The organism is Streptomyces sp. NPDC001513 (assembly GCF_042894695.1).
GTDB lineage: Bacteria > Actinomycetota > Actinomycetes > Streptomycetales > Streptomycetaceae > Streptomyces.
This window is the reverse complement of sequence record NZ_JBIAVU010000020.1, coordinates 36,384-60,786: the sequence shown is the minus strand read 5'-3', so window position 1 is coordinate 60,786 and position 24,403 is coordinate 36,384. Positions and strand designations below refer to the sequence as shown.

The following is a 24,403-nucleotide window of genomic DNA, read 5'->3' as shown; positions in this document are numbered from 1 at the left end:
GGCCGCCGTTCAGAGCAGTGCCTCCAGTCTGATGGGCAGGTCGGTCAGGCGTTTGCCGGTGGCGTTGAACACCGCGTTCCCGATGGCGGCCGGGACTCCCACGATGGTGATTTCCCCCAGCCCCTTGACCCCGATGGGGTCCGCCAGGGGGTCCTCGGTGTCGATGAACGCGGCGTCCAGTTCGGGAACGTCGGCGTTGACCGGGACGAGGTAGTCGGCCAGGCTCGCGTTGACGATGCGGCCGTCGCGGTGGTCGGTGACCGTGCACTCCAGGAGGGCCATCCCGATTCCGCCCACCATGCCCCCGATGGCCTGGCTGTGGGCCAGTTTGGGGCTGATCACGCGTCCCACGTCGTAGGCCGCGAACATCCGGCGGATCCGGACGAGCCCGAGGAGCGGATCGACCGACACCTCGGCGAAGACGGCGCCGTAGCCGTAACTGGAGATCCTCGTGTCGGTGTCGCCGGGCCCCCAGGTGGCGGTGGCCTCCAGGCCGGGCAGGCCGGCGCGGTCCAGGATCTCGCGGTAGCTGTCGGTGGCGCCATGCCCACCGGAGCTGAGCCGGCCGTCACGGACCGCCACCTTGGCGGGATCGGCCCGGTACAGGGGCGAGGCGGGGTCCGCCACCGCCATGCCGATGAACTTGTTCCGCAGTGCTGTGCACGAGGTGTGGGCGGCGGAGCCCACGCTCGCCATGGTGGTGGCGCCGGCGTGCGGCGGAGCGAGGGGGTAGGCCGAGTCCCCCAGCCGGAAGGTCACCTGTCGCGCGGGCAGGCCGAGCGCGTCCGCGCCGACCTGCATGACGGAGGTCGTCGTGCCCGGCCCCATGTCGCTGGTCGCCGTCGCCACCGTCGCCGTACCGTCCGCGTCGACCCGAGCCCGCGAGCCGACCTGGCGGCGGTTGTTGTGGTACGAGGCGGTGGCCATGCCCATCCCGATCAGCAGGTCGCCTTCCGTGCGGCCGCCTGGTGCGGAACCGCGCCGCGCCCATCCGAAGCGGCGGGCGCCGAGGTCGTAGCACTCGCGCAGCCGACGGGTGGAGAAGGGCAGGCGCGTCACCTCGTCCCGGGTGGGTTCGTTGCGGAGCCGCAGCTCGACGGGATCGACGCCCAGGTCGTGCGCCAGTTGGTCCACGGCGGTTTCGAGGGCGAAGGCGCTGCTGACGACGCCCGGGCCGCGCATGGACGCCGGGGACTGGGTGTCGATGGCGGTGAGCCGGTACCCGGTCCTCGTGTGCGGGACGCCGTAGAGGAACTTCGGCAGGTCGGTGAGCCCCTCCTCGTACTGCTCGTAGCGCGAGGTCTCCGTACGGACCTCGTAGATGAGGCTTTCGATGCGTCCGGTCGTGCCCGCCCCGAGTGCGAGGCGCTGCCGGCTGGCGGGCCGGTAGCCGGTGCCGTAGTAGGACTGGCGCCTCGACAGCACGACCTTGACGGGCCGTCCGGCCCGCCGCGCGGCGAACGCGGCCAGGACGACGTGGTCGTAGGCGCGGATCGCGCTGCCGAAGCCGCCGCCGACGTACTCGCAGTGCACCCGGACGTCCTGTTCGGGGACGCCGAGCGCGCCGGCCACCGTGCGGGCCGCGCCCTGGACCCACTGGGACTTGTCCCAGAGCGTGAGCTTGTCGCCTTCCCACCGGGCGACGGTCGAGGGGAGCTCGATCGGGTTGTGGTTCTCCCGGCCGATGGTGAACTCGAGGTCCACCGTGGCAGCCGCCGATCCGAAGGCGCCGTCCGGGTCGCCGCGGCTGTAGTCCGGGTTCGACGGCGCGGTGACCGACACCGCGCGGGGGTCGTCGAAGTCGGTGAGGGCCGGCTGCCTGTCGTACGCCGCTTCGACGAGGGACGCGCCGTGCGCCGCGGCCTCCGCCGTCGTGGCCACCACGACGGCGATCGGCTGGCCGTGGAACGCCAGCTCGGTCGAAGAGTGGGCGAGTCTCAGGGAACTGAAGTCGGTGAGGACGTGCAGGACTCCGGGATGGGCGCGGGCCGCGTCCACGGCGATGGCGGAGACCGTACCGCGCGCTGCAGTGGCGTTGACGATGACTCCGTGTAGCAGGCCTTCCGGACGGTGCTCGGCCGCGTAGGTGGCGGCGCCCGTGACCTTGAGCCGGGCGTCGACGCGTGAGAGCGCCTGCCCCACGACCTCGCCGGCCATCACCGCTCTCCGATCGTCGTCAACTGGCGGCGTACGGTGCGTTCCAGGAGCTGGATCTTGAACGCGTTGCCGGACAGTGCCCGCGCGCCGTCGGCGGCGCGGGAGGCCGCCTCGGTCCACGTCGTGCGGCCGGGACGGGCGCCCACCAGCACCCGCTCCACCTGCGGCAGCCGCCACGGGACGGTGGCGACGCCGCCGACGGCCACGCGAGCGCCCCGGATCACGCCGCCCCTGATGTCGAGCGCCACCGCCGCCGACACGATGGCGAATTCGTACGACTGACGGTCCCTGACCTTGAGGTACCCCGACTGCCGGGTATGGGGGCCGGCGGGGACGCGTACGGAGGTGATGAGTTCGCCCGGCCGCAGATCCTGTTCCCGGTGCGGGGTACTCCCGGGCCGCAGGAAGAACTCCGCGACCGGGACCGTCCGGGTGCCCTCCGTGCTCCGCAGATGGACGACGGCGTCCAAGGCGACCAGCGCCACGGCGAGGTCCGACGGGTGCGTGGCCACGCAGTGCGCGCTGGTCCCCAGGACGGCCTGCATCCGGTTGTCGCCTTCGACGGCGTCGCACCCCGTGCCGGGGGACCTCCTGTTGCATGCCGAGTGCACGTCGCGGAAGTAGGGGCACCGGGGGCGCTGCATGAGGTTCCCGCCGATGGAGGCCATGTTGCGCAGCTGCGCGGAGGCGCCCAGTTCCAGCGACCGCGCGATGACGGGGTACTCGGCGCGTACGTGCGGGTGCGCGGCGAGTTCGCTCATCCGGACCAGGGCGCCCACCCGTAGGCCTTCGGGGGTCACCGTGATGTCCCGGTACGGGAGGCCGTTGATGTCGACCAGGTGGGACGGGCGTTCGACGGTCTCACGCATCAGGTCGACCAGGGTGGTGCCGCCCGCGATGTAGCGGCCGCCGTCGGCCCCGGCGGCCAGCGCGGCGCTCTCGGTGCCCGGCTTGCTGAAGACGAAGGGGTACACGCCTGACTCACACGCCCTTCGCCGTCTGCTCGATCGCCGTGACGATGTTCGTGTAGGCGCCGCAGCGGCAGAGGTTGCCGCTCATCCACTCGCGGATCTCCTCCCGGGAGCGGGTGTGTCCTTCCGCGATGCAGGCCACTCCCGAGACGATCTGGCCGGGCGTGCAGTACCCGCACTGCAGCCCGTCGTGGTCGATGAACGCCTGCTGGAGGGGGTGCAGGCGGTCGCCGTGCGCGAGTCCCTCGATCGTGGTGACGCGCGCGCCGTCGTGCATGACGGCGAAGGTGAGGCAGGAGTTCACCCTGCGGTCGTCCACCAGGACCGTGCACGCCCCGCAGGCTCCCTGGTCACAGCCCTTCTTCGTACCGGGCAGCCCCAGGTGTTCCCGCAGGAGGTCGAGGAGCGAGGTTCTGTTGTCCACCTCCGCGGACCGCCGCTCCCCGTTCACGGTCAGCCCGACCGTCGACGTCGTGCCGGTGCCCGCCGGGGCCAGGCCCGGGGAACTGCCGGAGGCGGACCCGGAAGCCGACAGGGGCAGCCCCACGGCTGCCGTCGACACCACCAGGAAACGCCGTCGGCCCATGACGGCCGCTCCCCCGCACCCACCTGACATGAATCGCGCCTTCCGCCTACGGGACCCACGGGGCCGCGCCGACGACCGCGCACCTCGACCAGGGCACGGGAGAACGTACTCGATCACCATGTGGGCACTCAGAGAGAAGAGATCGCTACTGACTGTAGCAGCGGAGGTCTGAGTGCCCTCCCAGACGATCACGCGAATCACGCGTCCGGCGTGATGAGTTCGGGCGGGATGCTGCCGCGACCGCCCAGGGCCGGAGCCCAGGGCCGGAGGGGCCGGAAAGGAGCACGCCCAGGCGGATCAGGGCTCGATGACCAGGCGCTCGATCAGGTCGTCGCGGAGACTGAACCGATAGCGCAGGTCGACACCGCCTCCGGGGAAGTTGCCTTCGAGGTGATGTGTGGCGACGTAGTGGGCCGGATCGATCCGCTGCGCATCGGTGAGCTCGATGGTGTAGGTGAATTCGGTGGCGGCGTGGTCCAGCCACCGTTCTATGGCAGCGGCGCCCTGGTACGTCTTGCCGTCATCGGTCACGGTGGCGTCGCCGGTGAAGGCGGTGACTGCGGTCGCGGTGTCGTGGTCGCGGTGGGCCCGCAGGTAGCGGGTGATCGTCTTGGGCAAGTCGCTCGGGGCGATGGTGTGGGGCTGATGGCTCGGCATGACGGTCCTCCTGACCGGTGGGGGCTCAGACGGTGGGGGTGGTGCCGCCGTCGATGACGTGTTCGGCGCCGACGATGGCCGAGGCCCGGTCGGAGACGAGGAAGGCTACGAGTTCAGCGACTTCCTCCGGCCGGTTGGGGCGGCCGAGGGGAATGCCGCCGAGCGAGTCCATGAGCCGGTCCAGGGCGGCTTCCCGGGTGACGCCGGCCTCCTGGGCGATCCTGGCTACCAGGTTGTCTGCGGCGGTGGTCTGGATGAAGCCCGGTGAGACCGTGTTGACGCGGACACCGTGCGGGGCGACCTCGTTGGCCAGGCCCTTGCTGTAGGTGGTCAGCGCTGCTTTGGCCGCCGCGTAGGCCAGGGTGCCGTTCCACAGGGGCATGCGGCGCTGGATCGAGGTGACGTGCACGATCACGCCCCTGCCGCTCGTGATCATGCCGGGCAGAAGGCCTCGGTCCAGGCGGACCGCGGCCAGCAGGTTCACGTTGAGCTCCTTGGCCCAGGCCTCCTCGCCGAGCGCCGCGAATCCACCGGCCGGGGCCTCGGAGCCGCCGAGGGTGTGGACCATGACGTCGACACCTCCCAGACGCGCCTCCACTTCGGCGATCGCCCGGTCGGTGCCATCAGCGGTCGAGAGGTCGGCGGCAATGAAGGCCTTTTCCTCGACCTCCGCAGGGCGGCTGCGGCCGGTGACGAGCACGTCGGCGCCGGCCTCGGCGAGCCGTCGGGCGATGGCGGCTCCGGTGCCCTTGGTGCCGCCGGTGACCAGGGCACGGCGGCCTTCGAGTGATTCGTTGACGGGGCTGGTCATGGCGCCTTCCGATCCCCGGTGCGCGCGGACGGCGCGACACTCGGCTACTGCTAAAATAGAAGCTAGTAACTTCGACTTTAGCAGTAACCGAGGGGATGGCCACCGTGGCGAGCCGCATCAGACTGGAGGACCGGGAGTGCCCGCTGTCCACGACGGTGGAACACGTCGGTGAATGGTGGACGCTGCTGATCCTCCACGACGCCTTCGACGGCTACACCCGCTTCGATCAGTTCCAGGAGAATCTGGGCATCTCCTCGAGCATGCTCACGGCCCGCCTGAAGACCCTCGTGACGGACGGGTTGCTGGAGCGTCGGCCCTACCAGACCAACCCGGTCCGCCACGAGTACGTACTGACCGATCTCGGGCGCTCCCTGCGCCCGGTGATCGTCGCCCTGGCCGCGTGGGGAAATTCCCGGCTGGATCCGCACGAACGCAGCATGATCCTCGTCGACGCGGAAAGCGGCATGGAGGTCCAGCCCGTAGTCGTCGACGCCGGGACCGGCCGCCGGCTCGACGACAGCCGTGCCTACGTCTTCGCGGCGGGCCCTGCGGCCAGCGACGCCATGCGCAGCCGCTACGCCCACAGGCGACCCCTGCCAGTGACCCCAACGGCGGGTACGTAGGCAGGCCACCGCGAAGGGCCTGTCGCGCGCACCCCGGGCCATCGCACGGCTGCCAGGGCCTGAGGACGATCTCGCCGTGGGTGTGGCGGCGTTCGAGCTCGGCGCAGGCCTCGCGGACTTGCGCCAGGGGGTAGAAGCTCGCGATCGACACCTCGAGGTGTCCGTCGCCGATCAGGCCGGCAAGCTCGGCGAGCACCTTGACGCCCGGCCCGGCCGCGACGGAGCGCCCTCGAAGACCCCGCCGACCCTGCGCAGGCGGCCCGTCGCGATCCTCCGCGGGGTTAGCGCTGCGGTGCCTCGCCTCGGCGCCGCGCGGTGATCCCTTCCAGCATCGCGCTCAGGATCCGCGCCAGCCGCGGCTCCACGTCCACGATCGCGTGCGCGAGCCGCGGATCGCTACGGTACAGCGCCGCGACCTCGGGTCCCGGCGTGGCGATGTTCCAGAACGTGCCGGCCATCGACGTGGCAGCGGCGATCAGGTCCACGCCGTCGGCCTCGGTCAGCTCAGGCAGCCGCTCGCGGACCGCGGTGACGGCCGAGGCGACCGCAGCCAGGGTCGTCAGCTTGAACTCGCGCACCGCCGCGACCGAGACGTTGCGTTCGAGGTTCATCGGCGCCTGCGCGAGCAGGTCGCAGAACATTCCGCGGGCCGCGAGGGTGCGGGCGAAGGCTGCGGCCACGCCCGCCGCGTCACCGTCGGCGACCCGGCCGATCTCGGAGCACAGGACCGGTGCCCACTCCTGCCAGCCGGCGGCGGTCAGGCGCAGGAAGATCTCCTCCCGCGTCTCGAAGTACCGCAGCAGCGCGGACTTGTGCATGCCCACGGCCTTGGAGATGTCGGTCAGCGTGACCTGCCGTATGCCGTGCTCGGCGGCCAGGGCCCGCGCGGCATCCAGGATGGCGGCCTCCCGCTGCTGCTTGGCCTGCGGGGACCGGGCGCGCTGGAAGTCGGTGGTGTCCACGGACCCACCCTAACGCAACCACGTTGCACTATTAACAAAACGATGTTTCACTAAATGCATGACCGAGAACGCGAACGAGAACACGCAGACCTGGTTCGTCACCGGCTCCTCCCGCGGCTTCGGCCGCGCCCTGGTCCGAGCCGCCCTGGAGGCAGGCGACACCGTGGCGGCGACCGCCCGCCGACCCGAGCAGCTCGACGACCTGGCCGCCGAATTCGGCGACCGGATCGCCCCGATCGCGCTCGACGTGACCGACCCCGCCGCCGCGAAGGCGGCACTGGACGAGGCCAGGAAGCACTTCGGACGGATCGACGTGCTGGTCAACAACGCCGGATACGCCAACGTCTCCCCGATCGAGACCACCGGCGACGATGACTTCCGCGCCCAGTTCGAGACGAACTTCTGGGGCGTCTACAACGTCACCAAGGCCGCGATCCCCCTGCTGCGCGAGCAGGGCGGCGGGCTGGTCGTCCAGTTCTCCTCCATGGGCGGGCGCGTCGGCGGCTCCCCGGGCATCGCCTCCTACCAGGCGGCGAAGTTCGCGATCGACGGCTTCAGCCGGGTGCTGCGCGTGGAGACCGCACCGTTCGGGGTCCGCGTACTGGTCGTCGAACCGAGCGGGTTCCGCACCGACTGGGCCGGCTCCTCGATGACCGTGCACGACGTGCCCGAGGGCTACGACGAGACCGTCGGCACGATCAACCGGCACATCCGGCAGAACAGCGAGGGTCCGGCCGGCGACCCGGTGCGCGCCGCGGAGATCCTGGTGCGGATGGCGAAGCGCCGTGACATCCCGACCAATCTCGCGCTCGGCGTGATGGCGTCGGAGGCCTCCCTCGCACAGGACCGGCGGCTGCTGGCGCAGGACGAGAAGTGGAGCACCATCGGGCGATCCGCGGACTTCGCGGAGGCCTACCCCGTGGACTTCCCGGCGGATGCCACTGCCTAGCGGGCGGTCTCGCCATTGACGGAGGAACCTGCCCAGCCTCGCCCGCACAACATCCGGGTTGTGACCGTGCGCAGACCTGCGGGGAGAGGGTTTCAGGGCTGGGAGGGGCGGGTGTCGGTCCAGTCGACCATCAGCAGGCGCTCGGCGAACAGCCAGGCACCGTGATGTTTGACCATGGTGTCGAGGTAGCGGATCGAGGCGATCATCAGCGCCTGCGAGCCGTCCTCAACTTCGGTGACGTGGTGGGCGAGGCAGTACGTCACGCCGGTCGCGTGGTCGCCATCCAGGGTGACGGCGCTCTGGCCCTTGGCGTCGCGCCGGTCGGCGCAGTGCGCGTAGGCATCGACCAGTTCGCGCAGGGCGAGCCTGTCGGCAGCCTCCGCCGGGGTGACAGGCGCGTGGGTGCTCATGGCGGTCCCTCGTTCCTCGGTTCGGTCAGGCGGCGAGCCGGTTGATGTCAGCGGTCCGCAGAACGCGGGGCCCGGCGCCGTTCAGGCAGGTGAGCGTGGGGTTGCCTGCGGCGACCGTACGGGCGGCCGCGAGTGTGTACGTGTAGGTCACGGTCTCGTACTCGGCGGCGTCGCGCCCGGCCGCGGAGACGCCCAGGCAGTAGAAGCACGCGTCGGCCGCGGCCAGTTCACCGGCAATCGGGGTGAGGTCGGTGAAGTCGGAATGCAGCACCACGCGGAGTTTGGGTGCGGTGCGGCTGAGCGGGCGGCGGGCGACAGCGAGGACCTCGGTCACGTCAGGGTCCTCCAGGCAGGCGCTCAGCACCCCCTGGCCGACCATGCCGGGTGCCCCGAAAAGGATCACCTTCAACGCATGACCTCTCTTGGCTGGTTGGCGCGGGACAGTGAGGCGGCACATGTCGCCGCACTGTCCGGTACGTCCGCCCACGATCAGTAGACGACCGATCGGCAATCAAGTCAAGCAATCGCTTGACAACTCGCCGAACCCTTCCCAGCATGTTAATCAAGCATTAGATTTCTTTCATGAAGGGGGTCGAGATGACCACCAGCGCAGCGGAGACCGTCGTCCGGGCGGCGTACCACGCGGCCGAGGGAACGGTCCTGGACGTCGAGGGCTTCAAGAACCTGTTCACCGAGGACGGAGTGTTCAACAACGTGGTAGGCGGGGAGGTCTACCGCGGCGAGCACCTCGGCGACCTGGTCGCCGTGATGGGGCAGCTGATGCCCGACGTCCACCGCGAACTGCACCGGTTCCACGTCACGGGCGACCTCGTCACGGTGGAGCTGACGATCGAGGGCACCTTCGGAGGGCCGTTCCCGACACCCGCCGGTGTCATACCGCCCAACGGCGCCAAGCTGTCCATCCCCACCGCCGACTTCTGGTACATGCAGGACGGCAAGATCAAGGAGTTCAACTGCTACGTCGGCGTGAGCGTCATGCTCGCTCAGCTCGGCGTCCAGCCCGACTTCGCGGGCGCCGTCGCCGCCGCGACGACCGAAGCGAGCTGACCGGCAAGACCGGTGGGGCGGAGGTGGGCGTCGGCCCCGGCCGCCGCCCACCTCCGCCCCACCCGCTTCAGCCGCCTCACGCCCGGTCGCCTGGCACCGACCTCCGGCCCCGCCCACCCGCCTCGCGTGGAAGGGACACCACCATGCGCACCCCGCCCACACCTCTCATCGATGTCCGTCGTTCCGGTGGCAGGTCGCAGACCGACTTGCCGTGGCTGCGAGGCCGGCACTCCTTCTGGGTACCCGGCCGGCTCCACGACCCGGGCAACACCCACCACGGCCTGCTGCTCGTCCACAACGAAGATGTCATCCAGCCCGGCACGGGTTTCGACACCCACCCGCACCAGGACATGGAAATCGTCACCTGGGTCCTGGAAGGCGCGCTCGTCCACCAGGACTCGGCAGGCAACTCCGGCGTCATCCACCCCGGGCTCGCCCAGCGCATGAGCGCCGGCACCGGAATCCTGCACTCGGAGAAGAACGACTCCTGGCGCCTGGGTGGCGGCCAACCCCACACCAACCCGGTCCACCTGATCCAGATGTGGGTCGCCCCCGGCGAGACGGGCACGACCCCCGGCTACGAGCAACTCGAGATCGACAACGATCTGCTGACCGGCGACCTGGTCACCGTCGCGTCCGGCATGCCCGAGCGCAAGAGCGCCGCGGCCATCCGCATCGGGAACCGCCACGCCGCCCTCTACGCCGCCCGGCTGCTGCCCGGCCGCCCCGTGCACCTGCCCGATGCCCCGTACCTGCACCTGTTCGTCACCCGCGGCACCGCCCACGCCGAAGGCATCGGCACCCTCCACGCCGGTGACGCGGTCCGGCTGACCGCCACCGGGGGCCAACGGATCACCGCCACGGCCCCCGCCGAGATTCTCGTCTGGGAAATGCACGCCGACCTCGCGCGACGCTGACGGCGACCGACGGGGTTGCGCACGCCCCCACCGCTTGACAAAGAAGTCAATCAGCCGCTTGAGTTCTCGTGTGAGGCCAGAAAAGACGGACCTTCGCCGCGAGGCAGGCCAGCGAACCCGGAACGACCTGCTGACAGCCACCCTGGAGCTGCTCGCACAACGGGGGCAAGAGGGGGTGACCCTCCGCGAGATCACCCAGAACGCCGGAGCCAACGTCGCCGCGGTGAGCTATCACTTCGGATCACTGAAATCCCTGTGCGACGTGGCGATCGAGCACGCGCTGGAGCGCTATCTGGACGCACAGATCCGGGAGCTCGACGCATTGACGGGCGCCGCCACACTGAACGAGTTGGCGGAGGCGTTCGCCCGGCCAATGATGAGCGCGCTCACGGCCGGCGGGCGAGACCTGACCGTCATACGCACCGTGGCACGGGTCGGGATCGATCCGCCGACGGGGTGGGACCGGCTGGCCGGGAAGTTCGAGCAGGCGCGGCGGCAGGCGGTACGGGTCCTGGCGGCGAACCTCCCCGACGCCGACGAGCACGAGCTCGCCTTCCGGGTCCGCTGCGCGGCCGGGATGCTGAACTGGCTGGCGCTCGCCCCCATCGGGGCCGAGCTGGCGGCCGAGCCCGCCGAACGGGTGGAGCGGATGCTCGTCCCCGTGGTGGCCGGCGCGCTCCGGGGAACCCCGTAGGCGGCCGACAGGACCGGGAGGGGGCGCACCGCCCGCACACACGATGAAATCAAGCACCTGCTTGACATCGCCACTATTCGGTGACCACACTCTCAATCAAGGGTTTGAATGGATTCTCTCGTTCGGGAGGGCACCATGAACAGCGGCGCCGGGACCGCAGCCCGGGCGGCCGAGGGAAGAGTCCTGGGCTCACGGGGCTTCGTGCACCGGCCGGCCAAGGACGGCGCCTTCCGTGACACCGTCGCCGCCGAGAGCGTCCGGGGTGAACACCGCAGCGACCACGCCGGCTGCATGAGCGCGCTCGCCCCCGGCATTCACCGCGAACCCCACTGCTTCGGCCAGCGGCCCGACTTCGCCTCAGCCGCCACGGCGCCGGACGCCGTCCCGGACTGACCGAACCACCTCGGGCGCCCTCACTCCATGCCGCCGGGCACCGCATCCCACCAGGTCAACGACCTTCCCGGGCAGCACATGTCCCGAAGACACGAGGCACTACGCAAAGGCAGGCACGACCATGCCCACCATCGGCATCATCCTCGGCAGCACCCGACCCAACCGCGTCGGAGATCAGGTGGCCCGCTGGGTTCTCGACCACGCCTCACACCGTACCGACGCCCGCTTCGAGCTCCTCGATCTGCGCGACCACCCCCTCCCCCACCTCGACGAGCCGATGCCGCCCTCCCTCGGGCAGTACGAGAACGAGCACACCCGGCGCTGGGCCGAGACCATCGCCGGATACGACGGCTTCGTCATCGTCACCCCCGAGTACAACCACGGCATCCCCGGCGTGCTGAAGAACGCCCTGGACTACCTCTACGCCGAGTGGAACAACAAGGCCCTCGGGCTGGTCTCCTACGGCGCCGCCGGCGGCGTACGGTCCGCCGAACACCTGCGCCTGGTCGCCGCCGAACTCCAGATGGCGGATGTCCGCCAGCAGGTCACGCTCTCCCTCATCACCGAGTTCGAGAACTTCAGCGTCTTCAAGCCCGGCGACCACAACCTGCGTGCCCTCGACACCATGCTCGACCAGGTCATCGCCTGGACCTCGGCCCTCGCACCGCTACGGAAGGCCCCGGCCGCCGCGATCTGACCCACCCGGCCGCGCGAGCCGGTGAGCGTCGACCCCATCAACAGGCCGGCCCACACGAACGGACTCACCATGACCAGATCCCCCGCCGATCTGATGCGGGTCAACCTCCTCGAGGTCTTCAACGAGCCCGACCCGGACCGCCGGGCCGCGGTCATCGCCGAGCACTACGCCGAAGACGTGGTGTGGCACGAACCGGACCGCATCATCCACGGGCGCGCGGAATTCGTACGCCGCGCCGCGGAGCTGCTCGCCGGGAACCCGGACTGGGTATTCCGGCCCGCCGGCCCCGCGTCGGGGCTCGACGACATCGGCCACCTAGGCTTCCAGTGGGGCCCCTCCGACGGCCGACCACCGGTGGTCAGCGGCATGGACATCGCCCGCACCCGGCAGGGCCTCATCATCGAGCTCTACACGATCATCACGGAGATCTGCCAAGCACCCTAGGTGTGTCCTGCCGACCAACCAGGCGACGGGGCCCGCACACGTCGCTGGTCCCCGTACTGATGAGCATCCGCCTCACGTCGGCCTCCGATAACGTTCGCTCCCCAGCCGGCCGAGTGGTCACTTTCCCCAAGGAGATGAAGCCGCCGCCAACTCGATCCTGGTCACACCGTCGGTCTGACGCTCGCGCAGCAGTTCGCCGCCAATGGCGTAGCGAGGCGCCGCGGCGTCTGATCGAGCAGCTCGTTCGACGATGGCGTCGACCAACGAACGCACCATGTCGAGGCGGGGGTAGGCGGCGTGGATCTCCTCCTGCCATGCGGAGGCCAGCTCCGCATGGCGCCCGAAGTCCATCCCCACACCTTCGCGAGTGAGGTAACTGAGCAGCCCTCGGCGCTCAGCAATGCCAGGGGAGGTATGCAGAGCGATAGCCTCCCAGACGCGGTCGATGTCCGCTGCGGGAGTGCCATGTTCCTGCAGCAGAGCTGCCGCCAGGTCGGCACCCTCAACCTCGAAGCGGGCTTCGCCCTTCGCGAGATTTCCGGTGCCCAGATCGTGCAGGACGGTCGCGGCGAACAGCAGGTCACGATCGTATTCGGCGTCGTCCAGACAGCCCTCGCGTTCGGCCAGGAGCTGGGCGAAATGGAAACTCCGCACGCTGTGGTTGAAGATGGACGTGGTTTCGGAGTCACGCACCGCGGAGACGACGGCCTTGGCCAACGGGCCAGTCGGAAGCTCAAGCGAGAGGTCCATATGTGCAGGCTAGGCGTCCCGATTCACACCGCGGCAGATGCGTGCGTGACACGTGTCGCCAGATTCGTGCCATTCGATTTCCACCAGAGATCCCCTCCGGCGGGTACGTCTTCGCACAGGACTCCTGCGAGCCGGGCGCCGGATCGGACCGGGCCAAACGGCACGGCGACCGGTGGCTACTGAACGGGCCGAGGCTGTGGTCCTCCGGCGCGCGCAAGGCAAGCTTGACGTTCGTCCTGGCCCGGCCCCATCCCGACGCCCCAGCACATCGCGGCATCAGCATCCTCCTGGTGACGCCGGTAGGGACGCCCGGACGTCAAGCCTTGCCCGGCGGGGCCGAGTTGAACGTCTCCCGGTACGCGCGGGGCGGTACTCCGACATTGGCTTTGAACAGGGTTCGGAAGTTGGCCGGCGTGCCCAGGCCGCAGCGCCGTGCGACCGCTTCCACCGTCAGGTCGCTCGATTCCAGGAGTTCTCGTGCGAGACCGAGCCTTGCGTCGAGTAGCCAACGCATGGGCGGGCGCCCTGTGTCGGCGTGGAAGCGGCGAATGAGGGTGCGACGCGACATCCCGGCCTGGCGTGCCAACTGGTCGACAGTGAGCGGCTGGTGCAGGTTGCGCAGGGCCCACTCGTACACCGGCGCCGGTCCGTGTTCCGGGTCGGGGAGCACCGGCAGGTCCATGAACTGGGCCTGGCCGCCCATGCGGTGAGGCGCGGCGACCAGCAGGCGTGCCCGCTGGTTCGCCAGTCGGGTGCCGTGGTCGCGGCGGATGAGATGCAGACACAGGTCGAGACCGGCGGTAACGCCGCCGGAGGTCAGCACTCGGCCTTCGTCGATGTACAAGGCCTCCGGCCGCACCGTCACCTGCGGGTACTGCGTCGCCAGTGTTGCCGCGTACTGCCAGTGCGTGGTCGCCCGTCGACCGTCGAGCAGGCCGGCGGCGGCAAGGGCGAACGCACCCAGGCAGATGGACACCATGCGGCTGCCCCGAGCTGCCGCCTCCGCGAACGCGGCGCTGACCGCGGCGGAGGGTGCCTCGGGCTCCAGGTACCCAGGGACTATCACGGTGTCTGCGGTAGCCAGGTCGTCCAACCCGTCGGCGACCGACAGCGCGGGGCCGCCGTGCATCGCGACGAGCCCGGGCTGTTCCGCACACACCGTCAGCGTGTAGGGCCCATCCGGCCAACTCCCGAACACCTGCAACGGGATCCCGATGTCGAGTGCGAGAACGTTCTCGAGTGCCACCACGACCACGCGGTGCTTTCCGCCTGACATCTCACCTCCCAGTCGATGGCACGATTCTATCTCTGCATGGCATCCATGCCACTGACTCCCCCGCCCGGATCGCGCCTACGGTCGTCTCATGACTGACAGAGACGTCGCCTGCCGCTGCCAGGCACCGTGAGGGGTTTACAGCACCGGCGAATCCGCCTGAGCGGACCTGCACCGCGAGTCGTCATGGACAAGATGGTTGGCCGCTCGGTCGCCACCGTCCTCCCCCGGTGTACGGCAGAGGGCGGCTTCGTGCGATCCCGCCAGGCGCGACACGACCTCGGACCGCTACCGATAGGGGCAGGCGCCATGAGCATCACGCTGGATACGGCCCAAGCCGTGATCGAGAAGGCCCGCGTCCACGCGGTGGCGATGGGCGTCGCGATGAACATCGCGGTCGTCGACGGCGGCGGACATCTGCTCGCGTTCGCCCGCATGGACGGGGCGATCCTCGGCTCGATCGAGATCGCGCTGGCCAAAGCGAAGACCTCGGTCCTGTTCAACGGCCCGAGCGAAAACCTGTGGGAGTTCTGCAAACCCGGCGGCCCGGCTCCCGCGACGGAGTACACCAATGGCGGCTTGATCCCCTACGCGGGCGGCCTTCCCCTGTACGACGACAGCGGCACTCTGATCGGGGCCATCGGCGTCTCGGGCGGCATGCCCGACCAGGACGGCGAGGTCGCCCGCATCGCGCTCGGAAGGGAAGCACGATGAAGAAGATCCTGATCACCGGCGCCGGCACCGGCCTGGGACGCGGCACCGTCATCGGCCTGGCCCGGGCCGGGCACCGGGTCATCGCCGCCACGGAGATCTGGCCGCAGGTGACCGAACTGCGCAAGCACATCGAGGAACTCGGCCTGCAGGACCGCGTCACGGTCGACAAGCTGGACGTCCTCGACGCCCGCGACATCGCGGCCGTCTCCGGCTGGGACTTCGACACCTTCGTCAGCAACGCCGCGATCGGTCACTGCGGGCCGCTGGCGGAGATTCCCGTCGAGCTGGTCCGGCGCACGTTCGAGACGAACGTCTTCGCGAACCTGGAACTCACCCAGCGCGTGATCCGCACCTGGGTGGACGCCGGCACGGCGGGCCGCGTCGTCATCGTCAGCTCGATGGGAGGCCTGCTGACCGCTTTTGGCCTGGGGCCCTACTGCGCGACCAAGCACGCGCTCGAGGCGATCGCGGCGACCCTGCGCGACGAGCTCGCGACGACCGGCATCACCGTTCAGACCATCAACCCCGGGGCGTATCTGACCGGGTTCAACGACCGCATCGCGGACACGACCTTCCGCTGGCTGGACGACACGGTCAACTTCAACCGGACCGAGGACGTGAGGGCCCGTTTCGCGGGCATCCTGGCCGACCAGTTCGAGCCTCAAGACATGATCGACAAGATGGTCGAGATCATCGGCGCCGAGCAGGGAAAGTACCGGAACGTCTGGCCCCCGGCGACCGAGGAGCTCATCAAGGAGGTCCAGGAAGCAGCCTGGACCCGCAAGGTGTGATCCGGCGCCACCACCGGGCGTAGGCCACGCTCGTCACGCAGGCACTGCCGACCGGCGAGCCGCCGATCGACGTGCCGAACAAGTGGCCGCGCAGATCTGCTGATCCACCACCCGACTGCACGCGCTCCGCTCCAGTCTCACCGGCCGAACGAAAGAGCCACGCCATGACCACTGACGCACCCCTGCCCGTCTTCGAGCAGCTCCGCCTCCCCGACACGGGCCTCACCCGGGACGCCTACACCTACGTGGCCAGGGCCACGCCGGACTTCGTCCTCCATCACAGCGTGCGCAGCTACGTCTTCGCCCGGGCCCACGCCCGGAACCAGGGTTTGAACGCCGGTACCGACTACGACGACGAACTGCTGTTCCTCAGCTGCGTCCTGCACGACATCGGGGTGAGCGAAGAGGGCAACGGCGACCAGCGATTCGAAGTCGACGGCGCCGACACCGCGGCAGCCTTCCTCCGTGAACGCGGCGTCGAGGAACGGCGCATCGCCATCGCCTGGGACGCCATCGCCCTGCACACCTCGGAGGGCATTGCCGGGCGGAAGGGTAGGGAGGTGGCGCTGGCGCAGGCCGGCATCGGCACCGACATCCTCGGAATCCGGCGTGAGGACCTTCCGCCCGACCTCGCCAACGAGGTGCACGCCCTGCTCCCCCGCATGGACCTGGCCTACGCGCTCAGCGACGCCATCGTCACCCAGGCCAAGGCCAAGCCCCACAAGGCATCCCCGATGACCTTCCCGGGCGCCCTTCTCCGCCACCATCTGCCCTACGGCGCCCATCCCGACTGGTACGAACTGGTCGCCGCGGCAGGCTGGGGCGACAAGCCCGTCGGCGGCCCGGCCCGGCGCCGCGCCGAAACGCCCGAGCAGGTGGGGTCCCTGTTCATGGAGTACCTGGAGGCGGGTGATCTCGAGGGCCTGATGTCGCTGTACGAGCCGAACGCCCACTTCGTCCCCACCCCTGGAACCCACCTGGTGGGCACCGCGTCCATCCGGAAGGGCCTGCAACAGCTGATCGACACGGGCGCCCGCCTCAAGCTCGAACTCCGCGACATCCGACGGGTGGACGACCTCGCCCTGGTATCGAACACCGCCACCCTCACCGGTATCGGCCCCGAACCGGTCATCTCCACCACCACGGAAGTCCTCCGACGCCAGCCGGACGGCGGTTGGGCCCACGTGGTGGACGACCCCTTCTTCATCTAGAGCGGGCACCGCCCGTCCGCCTGCCGGGGGCGTGGCCGGGGCTGGACGAGCGTCCCGAGTGCGTACACACGGCCCGGGACTGGATGGCGAAGCTGCACCTGGTGGCCGCGGGCTGCGGGCTCGCCACCGCCCCCTCTGCGCCGGCCGCCGCAGCGCCACCGGGCGCGCCTTGCTGCCGCCCTACGGGCCGCAGCCCTGGGCACGGGAACGCTCACCCTCCGGGTGCGGCACCCAAGGCAATATCCAGCAGCGTCCGGGCTGCTTGCCGGGCATCCGTGAACACCTGCGCGTCGTTGCAGGAGGCCGCCAGCGCGTTGGCACCTTCGAAGAGCACGGCGAGTTGCCTGCCGAGGGCGTCCGGGTCGACCGCACCGGCTTCTGCGGCTGTGGCCACGAGGCGATCGCGAAAGTCCTGCTTGTGCCGCTGCGCGAGGCGGGCTACCCCCGGGAGTTCTCCGGCCCCCTCGATGACGGCGTTGTGGAAAGGGCATCCGCGGATCAGCGTCGGCGAATCCGCCTCGATGGGGGCGAAGATCGCCAACAGCCGCTGAGCCGGGGGCAGGTCTTCGCGCTCCAACTCCGCTTCCGAAGCGATCGACTTCTCCGACTCGAACCGGCGGAGATACTCCTCCACCAGCGCGTACTTGGTCGGGAAGTGTGCGTAGAAGGTCCGGGGCGAGACGTGCGCGGCCTCGATCAGCGCCGCTACACCGGTGGCGTGGATGCCACGGGTGTAGAAGAGCTCCTCCGCCGCCCGCAGGATGCGCTCACGTGCGCCGCGTCCGCCACGAGCCGTCCTGTTCGTCGATTCCGTTGCCCCCATGCCCGGAAGTATAGCGAACGCTTTACTTTCGCGGCGAGGGGGCGTAGCGTCGACCTCAGGTAAAGCGATCGCTATACCATGACGGAGTCAGCAGGGGAGAACCCCATGACACGGTCCTACGCCCAGACGCGCATCCGGATGGTGTCCGCCGCCAACGGCATTGAGTACGCGTACCGCGAGGTCGGCGAAGGCGGTGTGCCGCTGGTCCTGCTCATCCATTTCCGGGGCAACCTCGACTATTGGGATCCCGCTCTGGTCGACGCCCTGGCCGAGAACCGGCGCGTCATCGGCTTCGACAACACCGGCGTCGGCCGCTCCACGGGCACGACCCCCGGCACGATCGCGCAGATGGCTCTGGACGCCATAGCCTTCACCGATGCCCTGGACCTGCCCCAGGTCGACATCCTCGGCTTCTCCCTGGGCTCCTTCGTGGCCCAGGAGATCGCGCTGATCCGGCCCGCTCTCGTACGGCGCGTGGTACTCGCCTCGGCGGCGCCGCAGGGTGCACCCGGTATGCACGGGTGGACGAACTGGGTCATCGACGCGGTCGGTGCGCCGGAGATCGATCCCGCCCGGGTCCTCGACGTCTTCTACACCCACTCCCCGGAGAGCCGCTCGGCCGGCGAGCAGGCCATGGGGCGGATGTTCACCCGGGAAGAGCTGGACACACCCACGACATGGCAGACACGCCAGGCACAGTACGACGCGGTCACCGCCTGGGGCATTCCCAACATCTCGCTCCTCGGGCGGGTGACGGCCATCCAGACACCGGTCTTCGTCGCCAACGGCGACAGCGACCCCATGATCCTCCCCCGCTACTCCCATCTGCTCGCCGGTCTGATCCCGCAGGCACGACTGAAGATCTACCCCGACGCGGCCCACGGGTTCCTGTTCCAGCACCACGCCGAGTTCGCCGCCGACGTCGAGGCGTTCCTCGCTGATCCGCAGTAGCCGGAAGGACGAGAAGTGATGACGGATCTGCTCGATGAAATCGTGGAGGCCCACGGCGGTCTCGCGCGCTGGAACGAACTGGAGACGGTCTCCGCGCACCTGGTCCAGGGCGGTGCCGTGTGGGGGCTGAAGGGCCGGCAGGGCGTGCTCGACGACGTCCGCATCGAGCAGTGGCGACGGCTCCGCGTGGTCTGGCCGGCCCATCTGGCGACCCACAACAGGGTCCAGACCGTCTACGTCGACGACGACGGCCTGATCCGGCGCGAGGACTACGACGTCGACATCATGGCCGGCAGCCCCGGCGCCCACTACATCGCGGGCTTCACGCAGGTCGCCGGGATCACTCTCCCGACCGAGCGCCGCATCCTCCCGCGCACACCCGAAGGCCAGGCGCTGGCCGAGCCGCTGCTCGTCTCCATCGACCTCAGCGACCTCACCTTCGCCTGATCACCCCCAGACACCCACTCGTGACACCCCGGCGGGTGCCCGCGCCCAGCCACCCGGACCGCACTGCTCCAACCCATCAGAAGGGTCAGCACTCATGAATGCGCGATCTCTCGGATACGCCGTACACGTCTCCGACCCGCTCCCGATCAGCGTCACCGAACCCCTACCCAACGGCGAAGGGCGCACGTTCCAGCCGATCTCGACCACCCTCGTCCACGGCGAGCGGGACGCCGTCCTCGTCGACCCGCCGTTCACCGCGGACCAGATCGAGGAGGTCGCCGTATGGGTGGCCGCCAGCGGGAAGAACATCACCGCCATCATCGCCACCCACGGACACGGCGACCACTGGTTCGGCGACAACGAACTCGCCGAGCGGTTCGACGCGCCCGTCGTGGCCACCGCCGGCACCATCGCCGTCATGCACGGCAACGTGGCGGCCCGCCCGTTCGCCTGGGACAAGCTCTGGCCCGGGCAGATCCCCGACGCCCCGGTCACCGCCGTCACCGTCCCCGACAACACCCTCACCCTCGAAGGACACGACCTGCACCTCGTCGAGGTCGGCCACACCGACACCGAGCAGACCAGCGTCCTGCACGTCCCCGACCTCGGCCTGGTGGTCGCCGGCGACGTGCTCTACAACGGCGCCCACATGTACATCGGCGAGTCGGCCGGAGGAGGCCTGGACGCCTGGCGGGGCGCCATCGGCACCGTCGAGGCCCTCGCGCCCCGCCACGTCGTCGCCGGCCACAAGAACAAGGACCTCGACGACGACGCCACCCGCGTCATCGCCGCGACCCGCCGGTACCTCGACGACGCCGAGGCGGCGCTGAAGGAGTGCTCCTCCGCGCCCGAGTTCTTCCACACGATGCTCGACCGCCACCCCGACCTCCCCTACGGCAAGACCCTGTTGTGGGTCGGCGCGAAGGCGCTCTACACCCTGCGCGAGCCGGGCACCGACCCCATCGCCGCCTCCGTGGGAGCCTGGTTCTAGCAGCGCCCCTCACTCACGACGCGGCCGGTCGGGTGGCCCCACCCGGAGCGTCGGGCACGGAGGCCGCACGACTCACCCTGTCGCGCGATACCGAAAGACCCGGTGCGGCGCCGACCTTGGTACAGCCTTGTGGCCAGGGCCGCTCGCGGTGCCCGAGAGCAAGCGCGGAGGTGGGCATGAACATTCCATCCGAGACAGCACCGGCGTCTCGCGGACAGACCGAACAGGTGCACCCCGCTACGACACATCTGATCGTGCTGCCGGGCGGGGGCTACGCGACGCATGCCACGCACGAGGCGGAGCCGATCGTCGCGTGGCTCTCCACGCTGGGCCTGTCGGCGAGCGTCTTCCGCTACCCGCTCCACGTGCCCCATCCCGAACCTCTGGTCGCTCTGCAAGCCGAGATCCGCCGCAGACGCGAACAGGGAGCGGTCCGCATCGGGCTGATCGGCTTTTCGGCCGGCGGGCATCTCGCGGGCCTGGCCGCACTCGCACCCGGCAACGATCCACTCGAGTCCGTCCAGTTCGCCCTCCTCGGCTACGCGATCACATCGATGGAGACCGAGACCTACCGACCCGCGCGGCTGATCCTGCTCGGCGAGAACGCCTCACAGCAGCTACGCCGCCTGACAAGCCTCGACGCGCTGGTGACCGAGGCGTCGCCGCCCTTCTTCCTCTGGCACACCTCCGAGGACCTCTACGTACCGCCGGAACACACCTACCGGCTCGCCTCGGCACTGGCCGCGCACGAGGTACCGCACACCGTGCACGTCTTCGCCCACGGCCCGCACAGCCTCGGTCTGGCCGAGGATGCCGGCCAAGCCGCGGCGTGGACAAAGCTCGCGCAATCGTGGATCACCGAACAGGTCCGGATGCCGCAGCCAGGTACACCCTGACCAGATCACCCGCGCGCGCCGACCCCCGCGACCCCGTGGTCGCGGGGGGCAGGGGGGAGGCAGTCGGGCATTCTTAGCGTGCATGTCCCGTCTCGCACAGCCACGGACAGCGGTCTCCCCGGAGCGCCGCGTTCTCACGTTGCGGAGCCGGATGGAAGGCTTGGGGCATGGCCCTTCGAGCATGGTTGGACGTCCGGCGTTCCTGGCGGCCGGGGCATGCGCCCGCGCTGCTCGTGATCCCGCTCGGGCTGATCGTCACCGTGTGCGTAGTGGATGTACTGGCTCCGCCGCACATCCACCTCGGTCCACTGCTCGTGGCAGCGCCCGCGATCACGGTGGCGTTCGCCGGCCCCCTTACGACAGCGGCAATGGGGGCTCTCGCGGTGGCAGCCCAGGTGCTGATCGGCGTACTCAGGGGAGTCTCGGGCACCGCCAACATCCAGGCCCAGATCGCTGCCCTGATCGTCGTCTCGGCCCTCTGTGTCACCGTCTGTGTGGTGCGGGGCCGACGCGAGCAGCAGCTGCACCAGGTGCGGTCGGTGGCCGAGGCAGCCCAAAGAGTGCTGTTGCAGCCGCTGCCCGCACACGCCGGCCCGCTGCAGATCGCCGGCTTGTACATCCCCGCCGAGGAGGAAGCCGAACTGGGCGGAGACCTTTACGCGGCCGCACGCACCACCCACCACAGCACCCGGCTCCTCATCGGCGACGTGCGCGGCAGTGGTCTGGGCGCCATCAGCAACAGCGCCCTGCTGCTCGGCGCCTTCCGAGCAGCCGCCCACCGCCAGGCCACCCTTCCCCGCCTCGCCGTCCACCTGGACGCCGCGTTCCGCTGGGACACCAGCCAGTGGCGGCCACAGACAGAGCAGGACACCGTCGAGGACTTCGCCACCGCCATGCTGCTCGACATCCCCGACCACGACCCTGTCGTCCACCTCATCAGCTGCGGTCACCCACCACCGCTCATCCTCCGCGGACACCGGGTCATCCCGCTCGTGGCCGAGGCGAGCCACCTTCCGATCGGATTCGGCGGGGCTTTCGGCACCGCCGACTACGACGTCCAGACATTCCCATTCGAGGTCGGCGACCTGATGCTCCTCTACACCGATGGCGTCATCGAGGCACGCAACACCGACGGACGCTTCTACCCCTTCACCGAGCGCGTGCCACAGTGGACCACGGACGACCCCGCCGAACTCCTGCGTCATCTCCAGGCCGACCTACTGACCCACGTCAACGCACACCTCGACGACGACGCGGCCGTCGTCGCAATCCGCCGCACCGCGTCCGCCCCTCCGCCACCCGACCCGTCCCCGTGAACGAAGGTGGCGCGCCGTGCGATCGAGCCCGCCACAAAGCCGCTCCAGCGGCTGCGCCGGGCCGCATCCGACGGCCGTACGCAGCTCGGCTTCGCCTCGGTTGCCCCCGTCCGACAGCCCGCCGCTCCCGATCACTCTCAGAACATCCCACCCCACCCCGTCACCTGCGCCCGAAGGCCGCCCGGACCAAGATCCGGACCATTTCAGGACCAGCCCCCGGCGGAACGTATCTGATCGACGACCTCCTCGCGCAGCCCGGCCGGCCGGAAAGCCACAGCACGTCTGTCCAGCGCCTGCTGAGCTGTCTGGAAGAACGAGAGGACTTCCACTCGGTTCGCATGACCTGGGCGAGCGGCCTCCTCATGGCAGTGCGGTCGACCCGGCGTTCCACGACACACTCGGCCTAGCAGGCACCCTCCCATTCGGCCCGCGAGACCGGCAGGGGCTGGCGCAGGGCTCCGAAGGGTGCTACACAGAACCATCACGAATGGTTACACGTGTAACAACCGCCCCTGCGCCGTGTGCAGCGACTCCGGAGCCTTGATGCCCACCTCACCCCGGCCGATGCCGCTGCCCTTCTCGTGGGCCGACCAGGAACATCACCTCGTCAGCCACCTCTCGGCGCTGATCCGCCTGGACACCTCGAACCCACCGGGCCGGGAGATCGCCGTCGCGCGCTACCTGGCCCACGAGCTGTCCCGCTCCGGCATCTCACACAGCGTCCTGGAGTCCGAGCCCGGACGGGCCAACCTCGTCGCCCGGCTGCCCGGCTCGGGCCAGGAACCGCCGCTCATGCTGCTGGGTCACGCCGACGTGGTCGGCGCCCAGCCCTGCGGCTGGACCCGGCCCCCCTTCTCGGGCGAGGTGGCCGACGGCCGCGTCTGGGGCCGTGGAGCCCTCGACATGAAGGGTCAGATCGCCGCGAGCCTGCTGATCATGCAACTCCTCGCCGCGCACCGAATCCGGCTGAACCGGGATGTGCTGCTGGTCGTCACCGCCGACGAGGAAGCCGGCAGCCGGCTGGGTGCCTATTGGCTGTGGGAGAACCACCGCAGCCTCGTCGAAGCCGGGTTCGCGTTCAATGAAGGCGGCGGGCAGCGTTTCCTGACGCCGGGCGGCCCCGTCTACACCGTCCAGGTGGCCGAGAAGGGCAGCGCCCGCCTGCGGATCACCGCTCACGGGCAGGGCGGCCACGCCTCCGTCCCGCGCTCCGAGTCAGCGGTCTTCACCTTGGCCGAGGCACTGCTGAGGCTACGTGCGTTCGCCCCGGAGTCGGTGCTGCATCCGGCCTCGCGGCGCATGCTCGGCATCTTGGCGGACCTGCACCCGGGCGCGGGCGCGCAGGCCATCGGGCAGCTGCTGCGGGACCCGAGCTGGGAGCGGGCGAACGACCTGCCCATCGATCCGGTCCTGCGGGAGTTCGTCGTCGCGGGGCTGCACAACACCGCCACTCCGACGCTGCTGTCCGCGGGGCAGCGGCAGAACGTGGTGCCCGTCGAGGCGAGCGTGGTGCTGGACGGGCGTCTCCTTCCGGGCGAACTGCCCGATCGATGGGTGGCCGAAGTCCGGCGGGCGGTCGGAGACCGGGTCGAGGTGGAGCTGCTGCACGGCAGAGTGAGCCACGCCGTCCACGACGACCCGGAGCTCCTGCGGGTCCTGGGCGATACCGTCGCGGCCCACGAACCGGGGGCGCGGCTGCTGCCGTACATCAATCCGGCCGCCACGGATGCCCGAGCCTTCCCCGAGACGAAGGTCCTCGGGTTCTTTCCCTCCGCGAGTGACGCGGACATCATGCGGCTCATCCACGCACCTGATGAGCATGCCCGGATCACCGACCTGATGTTCGGCGGGCGCTGCCTGCTCGACGCGGTCCTCAGACTCTCCACATGAAAGGAGCCACC

General features: G+C 69.8%; 28 protein-coding genes and 1 pseudogene. 17 read left to right on the top strand and 12 right to left on the bottom strand.

Features of this window, described 5'->3' with window-relative positions; genetic code table 11:
- Positions 1 to 9: 9 nt before the first annotated feature.
- The 5 genes from ACFYZ4_RS35525 to ACFYZ4_RS35505 form a co-directional block, all read right to left on the bottom strand.
- The gene (locus tag ACFYZ4_RS35525; RefSeq protein WP_351289048.1) at positions 10 to 2,157 is read right to left on the bottom strand and encodes a xanthine dehydrogenase family protein molybdopterin-binding subunit; all 2,148 of its coding nucleotides are present in this window, start codon (positions 2,155 to 2,157) and stop codon (positions 10 to 12) included.
- Positions 2,157 to 3,131, bottom strand: coding sequence for an FAD binding domain-containing protein (locus tag ACFYZ4_RS35520; protein ID WP_390785890.1), 975 nt, complete (start codon positions 3,129 to 3,131; stop codon positions 2,157 to 2,159). The genes ACFYZ4_RS35525 and ACFYZ4_RS35520 overlap by 1 nt, the downstream gene beginning before the upstream one ends.
- 7 nt (positions 3,132 to 3,138) lie before the next feature.
- A complete protein-coding gene (locus tag ACFYZ4_RS35515; protein ID WP_351289044.1) occupies positions 3,139 to 3,714 on the bottom strand; it encodes a (2Fe-2S)-binding protein in 576 nt (191 codons plus the stop codon).
- A 297-nt stretch (positions 3,715 to 4,011) separates the two neighbouring features.
- A complete protein-coding gene (locus ACFYZ4_RS35510) occupies positions 4,012 to 4,371 on the bottom strand; it encodes a nuclear transport factor 2 family protein (RefSeq protein WP_390785889.1) in 360 nt (119 codons plus the stop codon).
- 25 nt (positions 4,372 to 4,396) lie between these two features.
- Positions 4,397 to 5,182, bottom strand: coding sequence for an SDR family oxidoreductase (locus ACFYZ4_RS35505; protein ID WP_351289040.1), 786 nt, complete (start codon positions 5,180 to 5,182; stop codon positions 4,397 to 4,399).
- A 95-nt stretch (positions 5,183 to 5,277) separates the two neighbouring features.
- Here ACFYZ4_RS35505 and ACFYZ4_RS35500 point away from each other — a divergent pair, with 95 nt between their 5' ends.
- Positions 5,278 to 5,805 (top strand): winged helix-turn-helix transcriptional regulator, encoded by a 528-nt coding sequence (locus tag ACFYZ4_RS35500; RefSeq protein ID WP_390785888.1) that lies wholly within the window; start codon positions 5,278 to 5,280, stop codon positions 5,803 to 5,805.
- A gap of 73 nt (positions 5,806 to 5,878) precedes the next feature.
- Here ACFYZ4_RS35500 and ACFYZ4_RS35495 read toward each other — a convergent pair.
- Together ACFYZ4_RS35495 and ACFYZ4_RS35490 are read right to left on the bottom strand one after the other, a co-directional pair.
- A pseudogene (locus ACFYZ4_RS35495) lies at positions 5,879 to 6,001 on the bottom strand (zinc-binding dehydrogenase); the annotation flags it as partial.
- Positions 6,002 to 6,086: 85 nt separating this feature from the next.
- Entirely contained in the window at positions 6,087 to 6,767 is a 681-nt protein-coding gene (locus tag ACFYZ4_RS35490; RefSeq protein ID WP_390785887.1) for a TetR family transcriptional regulator, read from the bottom strand.
- 58 nt (positions 6,768 to 6,825) lie between these two features.
- Here ACFYZ4_RS35490 and ACFYZ4_RS35485 point away from each other — a divergent pair, with 58 nt between their 5' ends.
- Positions 6,826 to 7,716 carry an SDR family NAD(P)-dependent oxidoreductase gene (locus ACFYZ4_RS35485; RefSeq protein WP_390785886.1) on the top strand — a complete coding sequence of 297 codons (891 nt, stop codon included), beginning with the start codon at positions 6,826 to 6,828 and terminating at the stop codon, positions 7,714 to 7,716.
- Positions 7,717 to 7,808: 92 nt separating this feature from the next.
- Here ACFYZ4_RS35485 and ACFYZ4_RS35480 read toward each other — a convergent pair whose 3' ends face one another.
- Together ACFYZ4_RS35480 and ACFYZ4_RS35475 are read right to left on the bottom strand one after the other, a co-directional pair.
- A complete protein-coding gene (locus ACFYZ4_RS35480) occupies positions 7,809 to 8,126 on the bottom strand; it encodes a nuclear transport factor 2 family protein (protein ID WP_390785885.1) in 318 nt (105 codons plus the stop codon).
- 25 nt (positions 8,127 to 8,151) lie between these two features.
- A complete protein-coding gene (locus tag ACFYZ4_RS35475; RefSeq protein ID WP_390785884.1) occupies positions 8,152 to 8,535 on the bottom strand; it encodes a hypothetical protein in 384 nt (127 codons plus the stop codon).
- A gap of 188 nt (positions 8,536 to 8,723) precedes the next feature.
- Between ACFYZ4_RS35475 and ACFYZ4_RS35470 the strand changes: the two genes are divergently transcribed.
- From ACFYZ4_RS35470 to ACFYZ4_RS35445, 6 genes are all read left to right on the top strand, one after another.
- Positions 8,724 to 9,194: a nuclear transport factor 2 family protein gene (locus ACFYZ4_RS35470; protein ID WP_351289028.1), complete on the top strand. Its 471-nt coding sequence runs from the start codon at positions 8,724 to 8,726 to the stop codon at positions 9,192 to 9,194.
- Between the two features lie 206 nt (positions 9,195 to 9,400).
- Positions 9,401 to 10,111, top strand: a complete 711-nt coding sequence (locus tag ACFYZ4_RS35465) for a pirin family protein (RefSeq protein ID WP_351300532.1) — start codon at positions 9,401 to 9,403, stop codon at positions 10,109 to 10,111.
- 70 nt (positions 10,112 to 10,181) lie between these two features.
- The gene (locus tag ACFYZ4_RS35460) at positions 10,182 to 10,805 is read left to right on the top strand and encodes a TetR family transcriptional regulator (protein WP_351300529.1); all 624 of its coding nucleotides are present in this window, start codon (positions 10,182 to 10,184) and stop codon (positions 10,803 to 10,805) included.
- A gap of 108 nt (positions 10,806 to 10,913) precedes the next feature.
- Positions 10,914 to 11,198, top strand: a complete 285-nt coding sequence (locus tag ACFYZ4_RS35455; protein WP_390785883.1) for a hypothetical protein — start codon at positions 10,914 to 10,916, stop codon at positions 11,196 to 11,198.
- Positions 11,199 to 11,319: 121 nt separating this feature from the next.
- Positions 11,320 to 11,895: an NAD(P)H-dependent oxidoreductase gene (locus tag ACFYZ4_RS35450; RefSeq protein ID WP_351300523.1), complete on the top strand. Its 576-nt coding sequence runs from the start codon at positions 11,320 to 11,322 to the stop codon at positions 11,893 to 11,895.
- A 69-nt stretch (positions 11,896 to 11,964) separates the two neighbouring features.
- A complete protein-coding gene (locus ACFYZ4_RS35445) occupies positions 11,965 to 12,339 on the top strand; it encodes a nuclear transport factor 2 family protein (protein ID WP_390785882.1) in 375 nt (124 codons plus the stop codon).
- 117 nt (positions 12,340 to 12,456) lie between these two features.
- On the opposite strand, the gene ACFYZ4_RS35440 is transcribed toward ACFYZ4_RS35445, so the two are convergent.
- Positions 12,457 to 13,089 carry an HD domain-containing protein gene (locus tag ACFYZ4_RS35440; protein ID WP_390785881.1) on the bottom strand — a complete coding sequence of 211 codons (633 nt, stop codon included), beginning with the start codon at positions 13,087 to 13,089 and terminating at the stop codon, positions 12,457 to 12,459.
- Between the two features lie 316 nt (positions 13,090 to 13,405).
- Positions 13,406 to 14,365: a GlxA family transcriptional regulator gene (locus ACFYZ4_RS35435; protein WP_390785880.1), complete on the bottom strand. Its 960-nt coding sequence runs from the start codon at positions 14,363 to 14,365 to the stop codon at positions 13,406 to 13,408.
- Between the two features lie 306 nt (positions 14,366 to 14,671).
- On the opposite strand from ACFYZ4_RS35435, the gene ACFYZ4_RS35430 reads away from it, so the two are divergent.
- The 3 genes from ACFYZ4_RS35430 (at position 14,672) to ACFYZ4_RS35420 (ending at position 17,078) form a co-directional block, all read left to right on the top strand.
- Positions 14,672 to 15,076 carry a heme-binding protein gene (locus tag ACFYZ4_RS35430; protein ID WP_351300511.1) on the top strand — a complete coding sequence of 135 codons (405 nt, stop codon included), beginning with the start codon at positions 14,672 to 14,674 and terminating at the stop codon, positions 15,074 to 15,076.
- Entirely contained in the window at positions 15,073 to 15,867 is a 795-nt protein-coding gene (locus tag ACFYZ4_RS35425) for an SDR family oxidoreductase (protein WP_351300508.1), read from the top strand. Before ACFYZ4_RS35430 ends, ACFYZ4_RS35425 begins: the two co-directional genes overlap by 4 nt.
- 164 nt (positions 15,868 to 16,031) lie before the next feature.
- On the top strand, positions 16,032 to 17,078 hold the full coding sequence (locus ACFYZ4_RS35420; protein ID WP_390785879.1) for a nuclear transport factor 2 family protein: 1,047 nt from the start codon (positions 16,032 to 16,034) through the stop codon (positions 17,076 to 17,078).
- Positions 17,079 to 17,289: 211 nt separating this feature from the next.
- Here the strand turns inward: ACFYZ4_RS35420 and ACFYZ4_RS35415 are convergent, their stop codons facing one another.
- Complete coding sequence (locus ACFYZ4_RS35415) at positions 17,290 to 17,901, bottom strand: TetR/AcrR family transcriptional regulator (RefSeq protein ID WP_390785878.1); 612 nt, start codon at positions 17,899 to 17,901, stop codon at positions 17,290 to 17,292.
- Between the two features lie 105 nt (positions 17,902 to 18,006).
- Here ACFYZ4_RS35415 and ACFYZ4_RS35410 point away from each other — a divergent pair, with 105 nt between their 5' ends.
- The 6 genes from ACFYZ4_RS35410 to ACFYZ4_RS35385 all read left to right on the top strand — a co-directional run bounded on the left by ACFYZ4_RS35410 (position 18,007) and on the right by ACFYZ4_RS35385 (position 24,392).
- Positions 18,007 to 18,852 carry an alpha/beta fold hydrolase gene (locus ACFYZ4_RS35410; RefSeq protein ID WP_390785877.1) on the top strand — a complete coding sequence of 282 codons (846 nt, stop codon included), beginning with the start codon at positions 18,007 to 18,009 and terminating at the stop codon, positions 18,850 to 18,852.
- An 18-nt stretch (positions 18,853 to 18,870) separates the two neighbouring features.
- On the top strand, positions 18,871 to 19,299 hold the full coding sequence (locus tag ACFYZ4_RS35405; protein ID WP_390785876.1) for a hypothetical protein: 429 nt from the start codon (positions 18,871 to 18,873) through the stop codon (positions 19,297 to 19,299).
- Between the two features lie 94 nt (positions 19,300 to 19,393).
- Positions 19,394 to 20,290 (top strand): MBL fold metallo-hydrolase, encoded by an 897-nt coding sequence (locus ACFYZ4_RS35400; RefSeq protein WP_390785875.1) that lies wholly within the window; start codon positions 19,394 to 19,396, stop codon positions 20,288 to 20,290.
- Positions 20,291 to 20,466: 176 nt separating this feature from the next.
- On the top strand, positions 20,467 to 21,186 hold the full coding sequence (locus ACFYZ4_RS35395) for an alpha/beta hydrolase (protein ID WP_390785874.1): 720 nt from the start codon (positions 20,467 to 20,469) through the stop codon (positions 21,184 to 21,186).
- A 167-nt stretch (positions 21,187 to 21,353) separates the two neighbouring features.
- Positions 21,354 to 22,502 (top strand): PP2C family protein-serine/threonine phosphatase, encoded by a 1,149-nt coding sequence (locus tag ACFYZ4_RS35390; protein ID WP_390785873.1) that lies wholly within the window; start codon positions 21,354 to 21,356, stop codon positions 22,500 to 22,502.
- A 543-nt stretch (positions 22,503 to 23,045) separates the two neighbouring features.
- Positions 23,046 to 24,392 (top strand): M20/M25/M40 family metallo-hydrolase, encoded by a 1,347-nt coding sequence (locus ACFYZ4_RS35385; protein ID WP_390785872.1) that lies wholly within the window; start codon positions 23,046 to 23,048, stop codon positions 24,390 to 24,392.
- Positions 24,393 to 24,403 lie beyond the last annotated feature (11 nt).

Coding starts and splice junctions, on each gene's coding strand:
- ACFYZ4_RS35480 (WP_390785885.1), bottom strand. CDS start 8,126: ATGAGCACCCACGCGCCTGTCACCCCGGCGGAGGCTGCCGACAGGCTC.
- ACFYZ4_RS35505 (WP_351289040.1), bottom strand. CDS start 5,182: ATGACCAGCCCCGTCAACGAATCACTCGAAGGCCGCCGTGCCCTGGTC.
- ACFYZ4_RS35430 (WP_351300511.1), top strand. CDS start 14,672: ATGAGCATCACGCTGGATACGGCCCAAGCCGTGATCGAGAAGGCCCGC.
- ACFYZ4_RS35515 (WP_351289044.1), bottom strand. CDS start 3,714: ATGGGCCGACGGCGTTTCCTGGTGGTGTCGACGGCAGCCGTGGGGCTG.
- ACFYZ4_RS35455 (WP_390785883.1), top strand. CDS start 10,914: ATGGATTCTCTCGTTCGGGAGGGCACCATGAACAGCGGCGCCGGGACC.
- ACFYZ4_RS35470 (WP_351289028.1), top strand. CDS start 8,724: ATGACCACCAGCGCAGCGGAGACCGTCGTCCGGGCGGCGTACCACGCG.
- ACFYZ4_RS35420 (WP_390785879.1), top strand. CDS start 16,032: ATGACCACTGACGCACCCCTGCCCGTCTTCGAGCAGCTCCGCCTCCCC.
- ACFYZ4_RS35435 (WP_390785880.1), bottom strand. CDS start 14,365: ATGTCAGGCGGAAAGCACCGCGTGGTCGTGGTGGCACTCGAGAACGTT.
- ACFYZ4_RS35410 (WP_390785877.1), top strand. CDS start 18,007: ATGACACGGTCCTACGCCCAGACGCGCATCCGGATGGTGTCCGCCGCC.
- ACFYZ4_RS35440 (WP_390785881.1), bottom strand. CDS start 13,089: ATGGACCTCTCGCTTGAGCTTCCGACTGGCCCGTTGGCCAAGGCCGTC.
- ACFYZ4_RS35445 (WP_390785882.1), top strand. CDS start 11,965: ATGACCAGATCCCCCGCCGATCTGATGCGGGTCAACCTCCTCGAGGTC.
- ACFYZ4_RS35405 (WP_390785876.1), top strand. CDS start 18,871: ATGACGGATCTGCTCGATGAAATCGTGGAGGCCCACGGCGGTCTCGCG.
- ACFYZ4_RS35395 (WP_390785874.1), top strand. CDS start 20,467: ATGAACATTCCATCCGAGACAGCACCGGCGTCTCGCGGACAGACCGAA.
- ACFYZ4_RS35450 (WP_351300523.1), top strand. CDS start 11,320: ATGCCCACCATCGGCATCATCCTCGGCAGCACCCGACCCAACCGCGTC.
- ACFYZ4_RS35390 (WP_390785873.1), top strand. CDS start 21,354: ATGGCCCTTCGAGCATGGTTGGACGTCCGGCGTTCCTGGCGGCCGGGG.
- ACFYZ4_RS35525 (WP_351289048.1), bottom strand. CDS start 2,157: ATGGCCGGCGAGGTCGTGGGGCAGGCGCTCTCACGCGTCGACGCCCGG.
- ACFYZ4_RS35400 (WP_390785875.1), top strand. CDS start 19,394: ATGAATGCGCGATCTCTCGGATACGCCGTACACGTCTCCGACCCGCTC.
- ACFYZ4_RS35415 (WP_390785878.1), bottom strand. CDS start 17,901: ATGGGGGCAACGGAATCGACGAACAGGACGGCTCGTGGCGGACGCGGC.
- ACFYZ4_RS35485 (WP_390785886.1), top strand. CDS start 6,826: ATGACCGAGAACGCGAACGAGAACACGCAGACCTGGTTCGTCACCGGC.
- ACFYZ4_RS35500 (WP_390785888.1), top strand. CDS start 5,278: ATGGCCACCGTGGCGAGCCGCATCAGACTGGAGGACCGGGAGTGCCCG.
- ACFYZ4_RS35510 (WP_390785889.1), bottom strand. CDS start 4,371: ATGCCGAGCCATCAGCCCCACACCATCGCCCCGAGCGACTTGCCCAAG.
- ACFYZ4_RS35385 (WP_390785872.1), top strand. CDS start 23,046: ATGCCCACCTCACCCCGGCCGATGCCGCTGCCCTTCTCGTGGGCCGAC.
- ACFYZ4_RS35425 (WP_351300508.1), top strand. CDS start 15,073: ATGAAGAAGATCCTGATCACCGGCGCCGGCACCGGCCTGGGACGCGGC.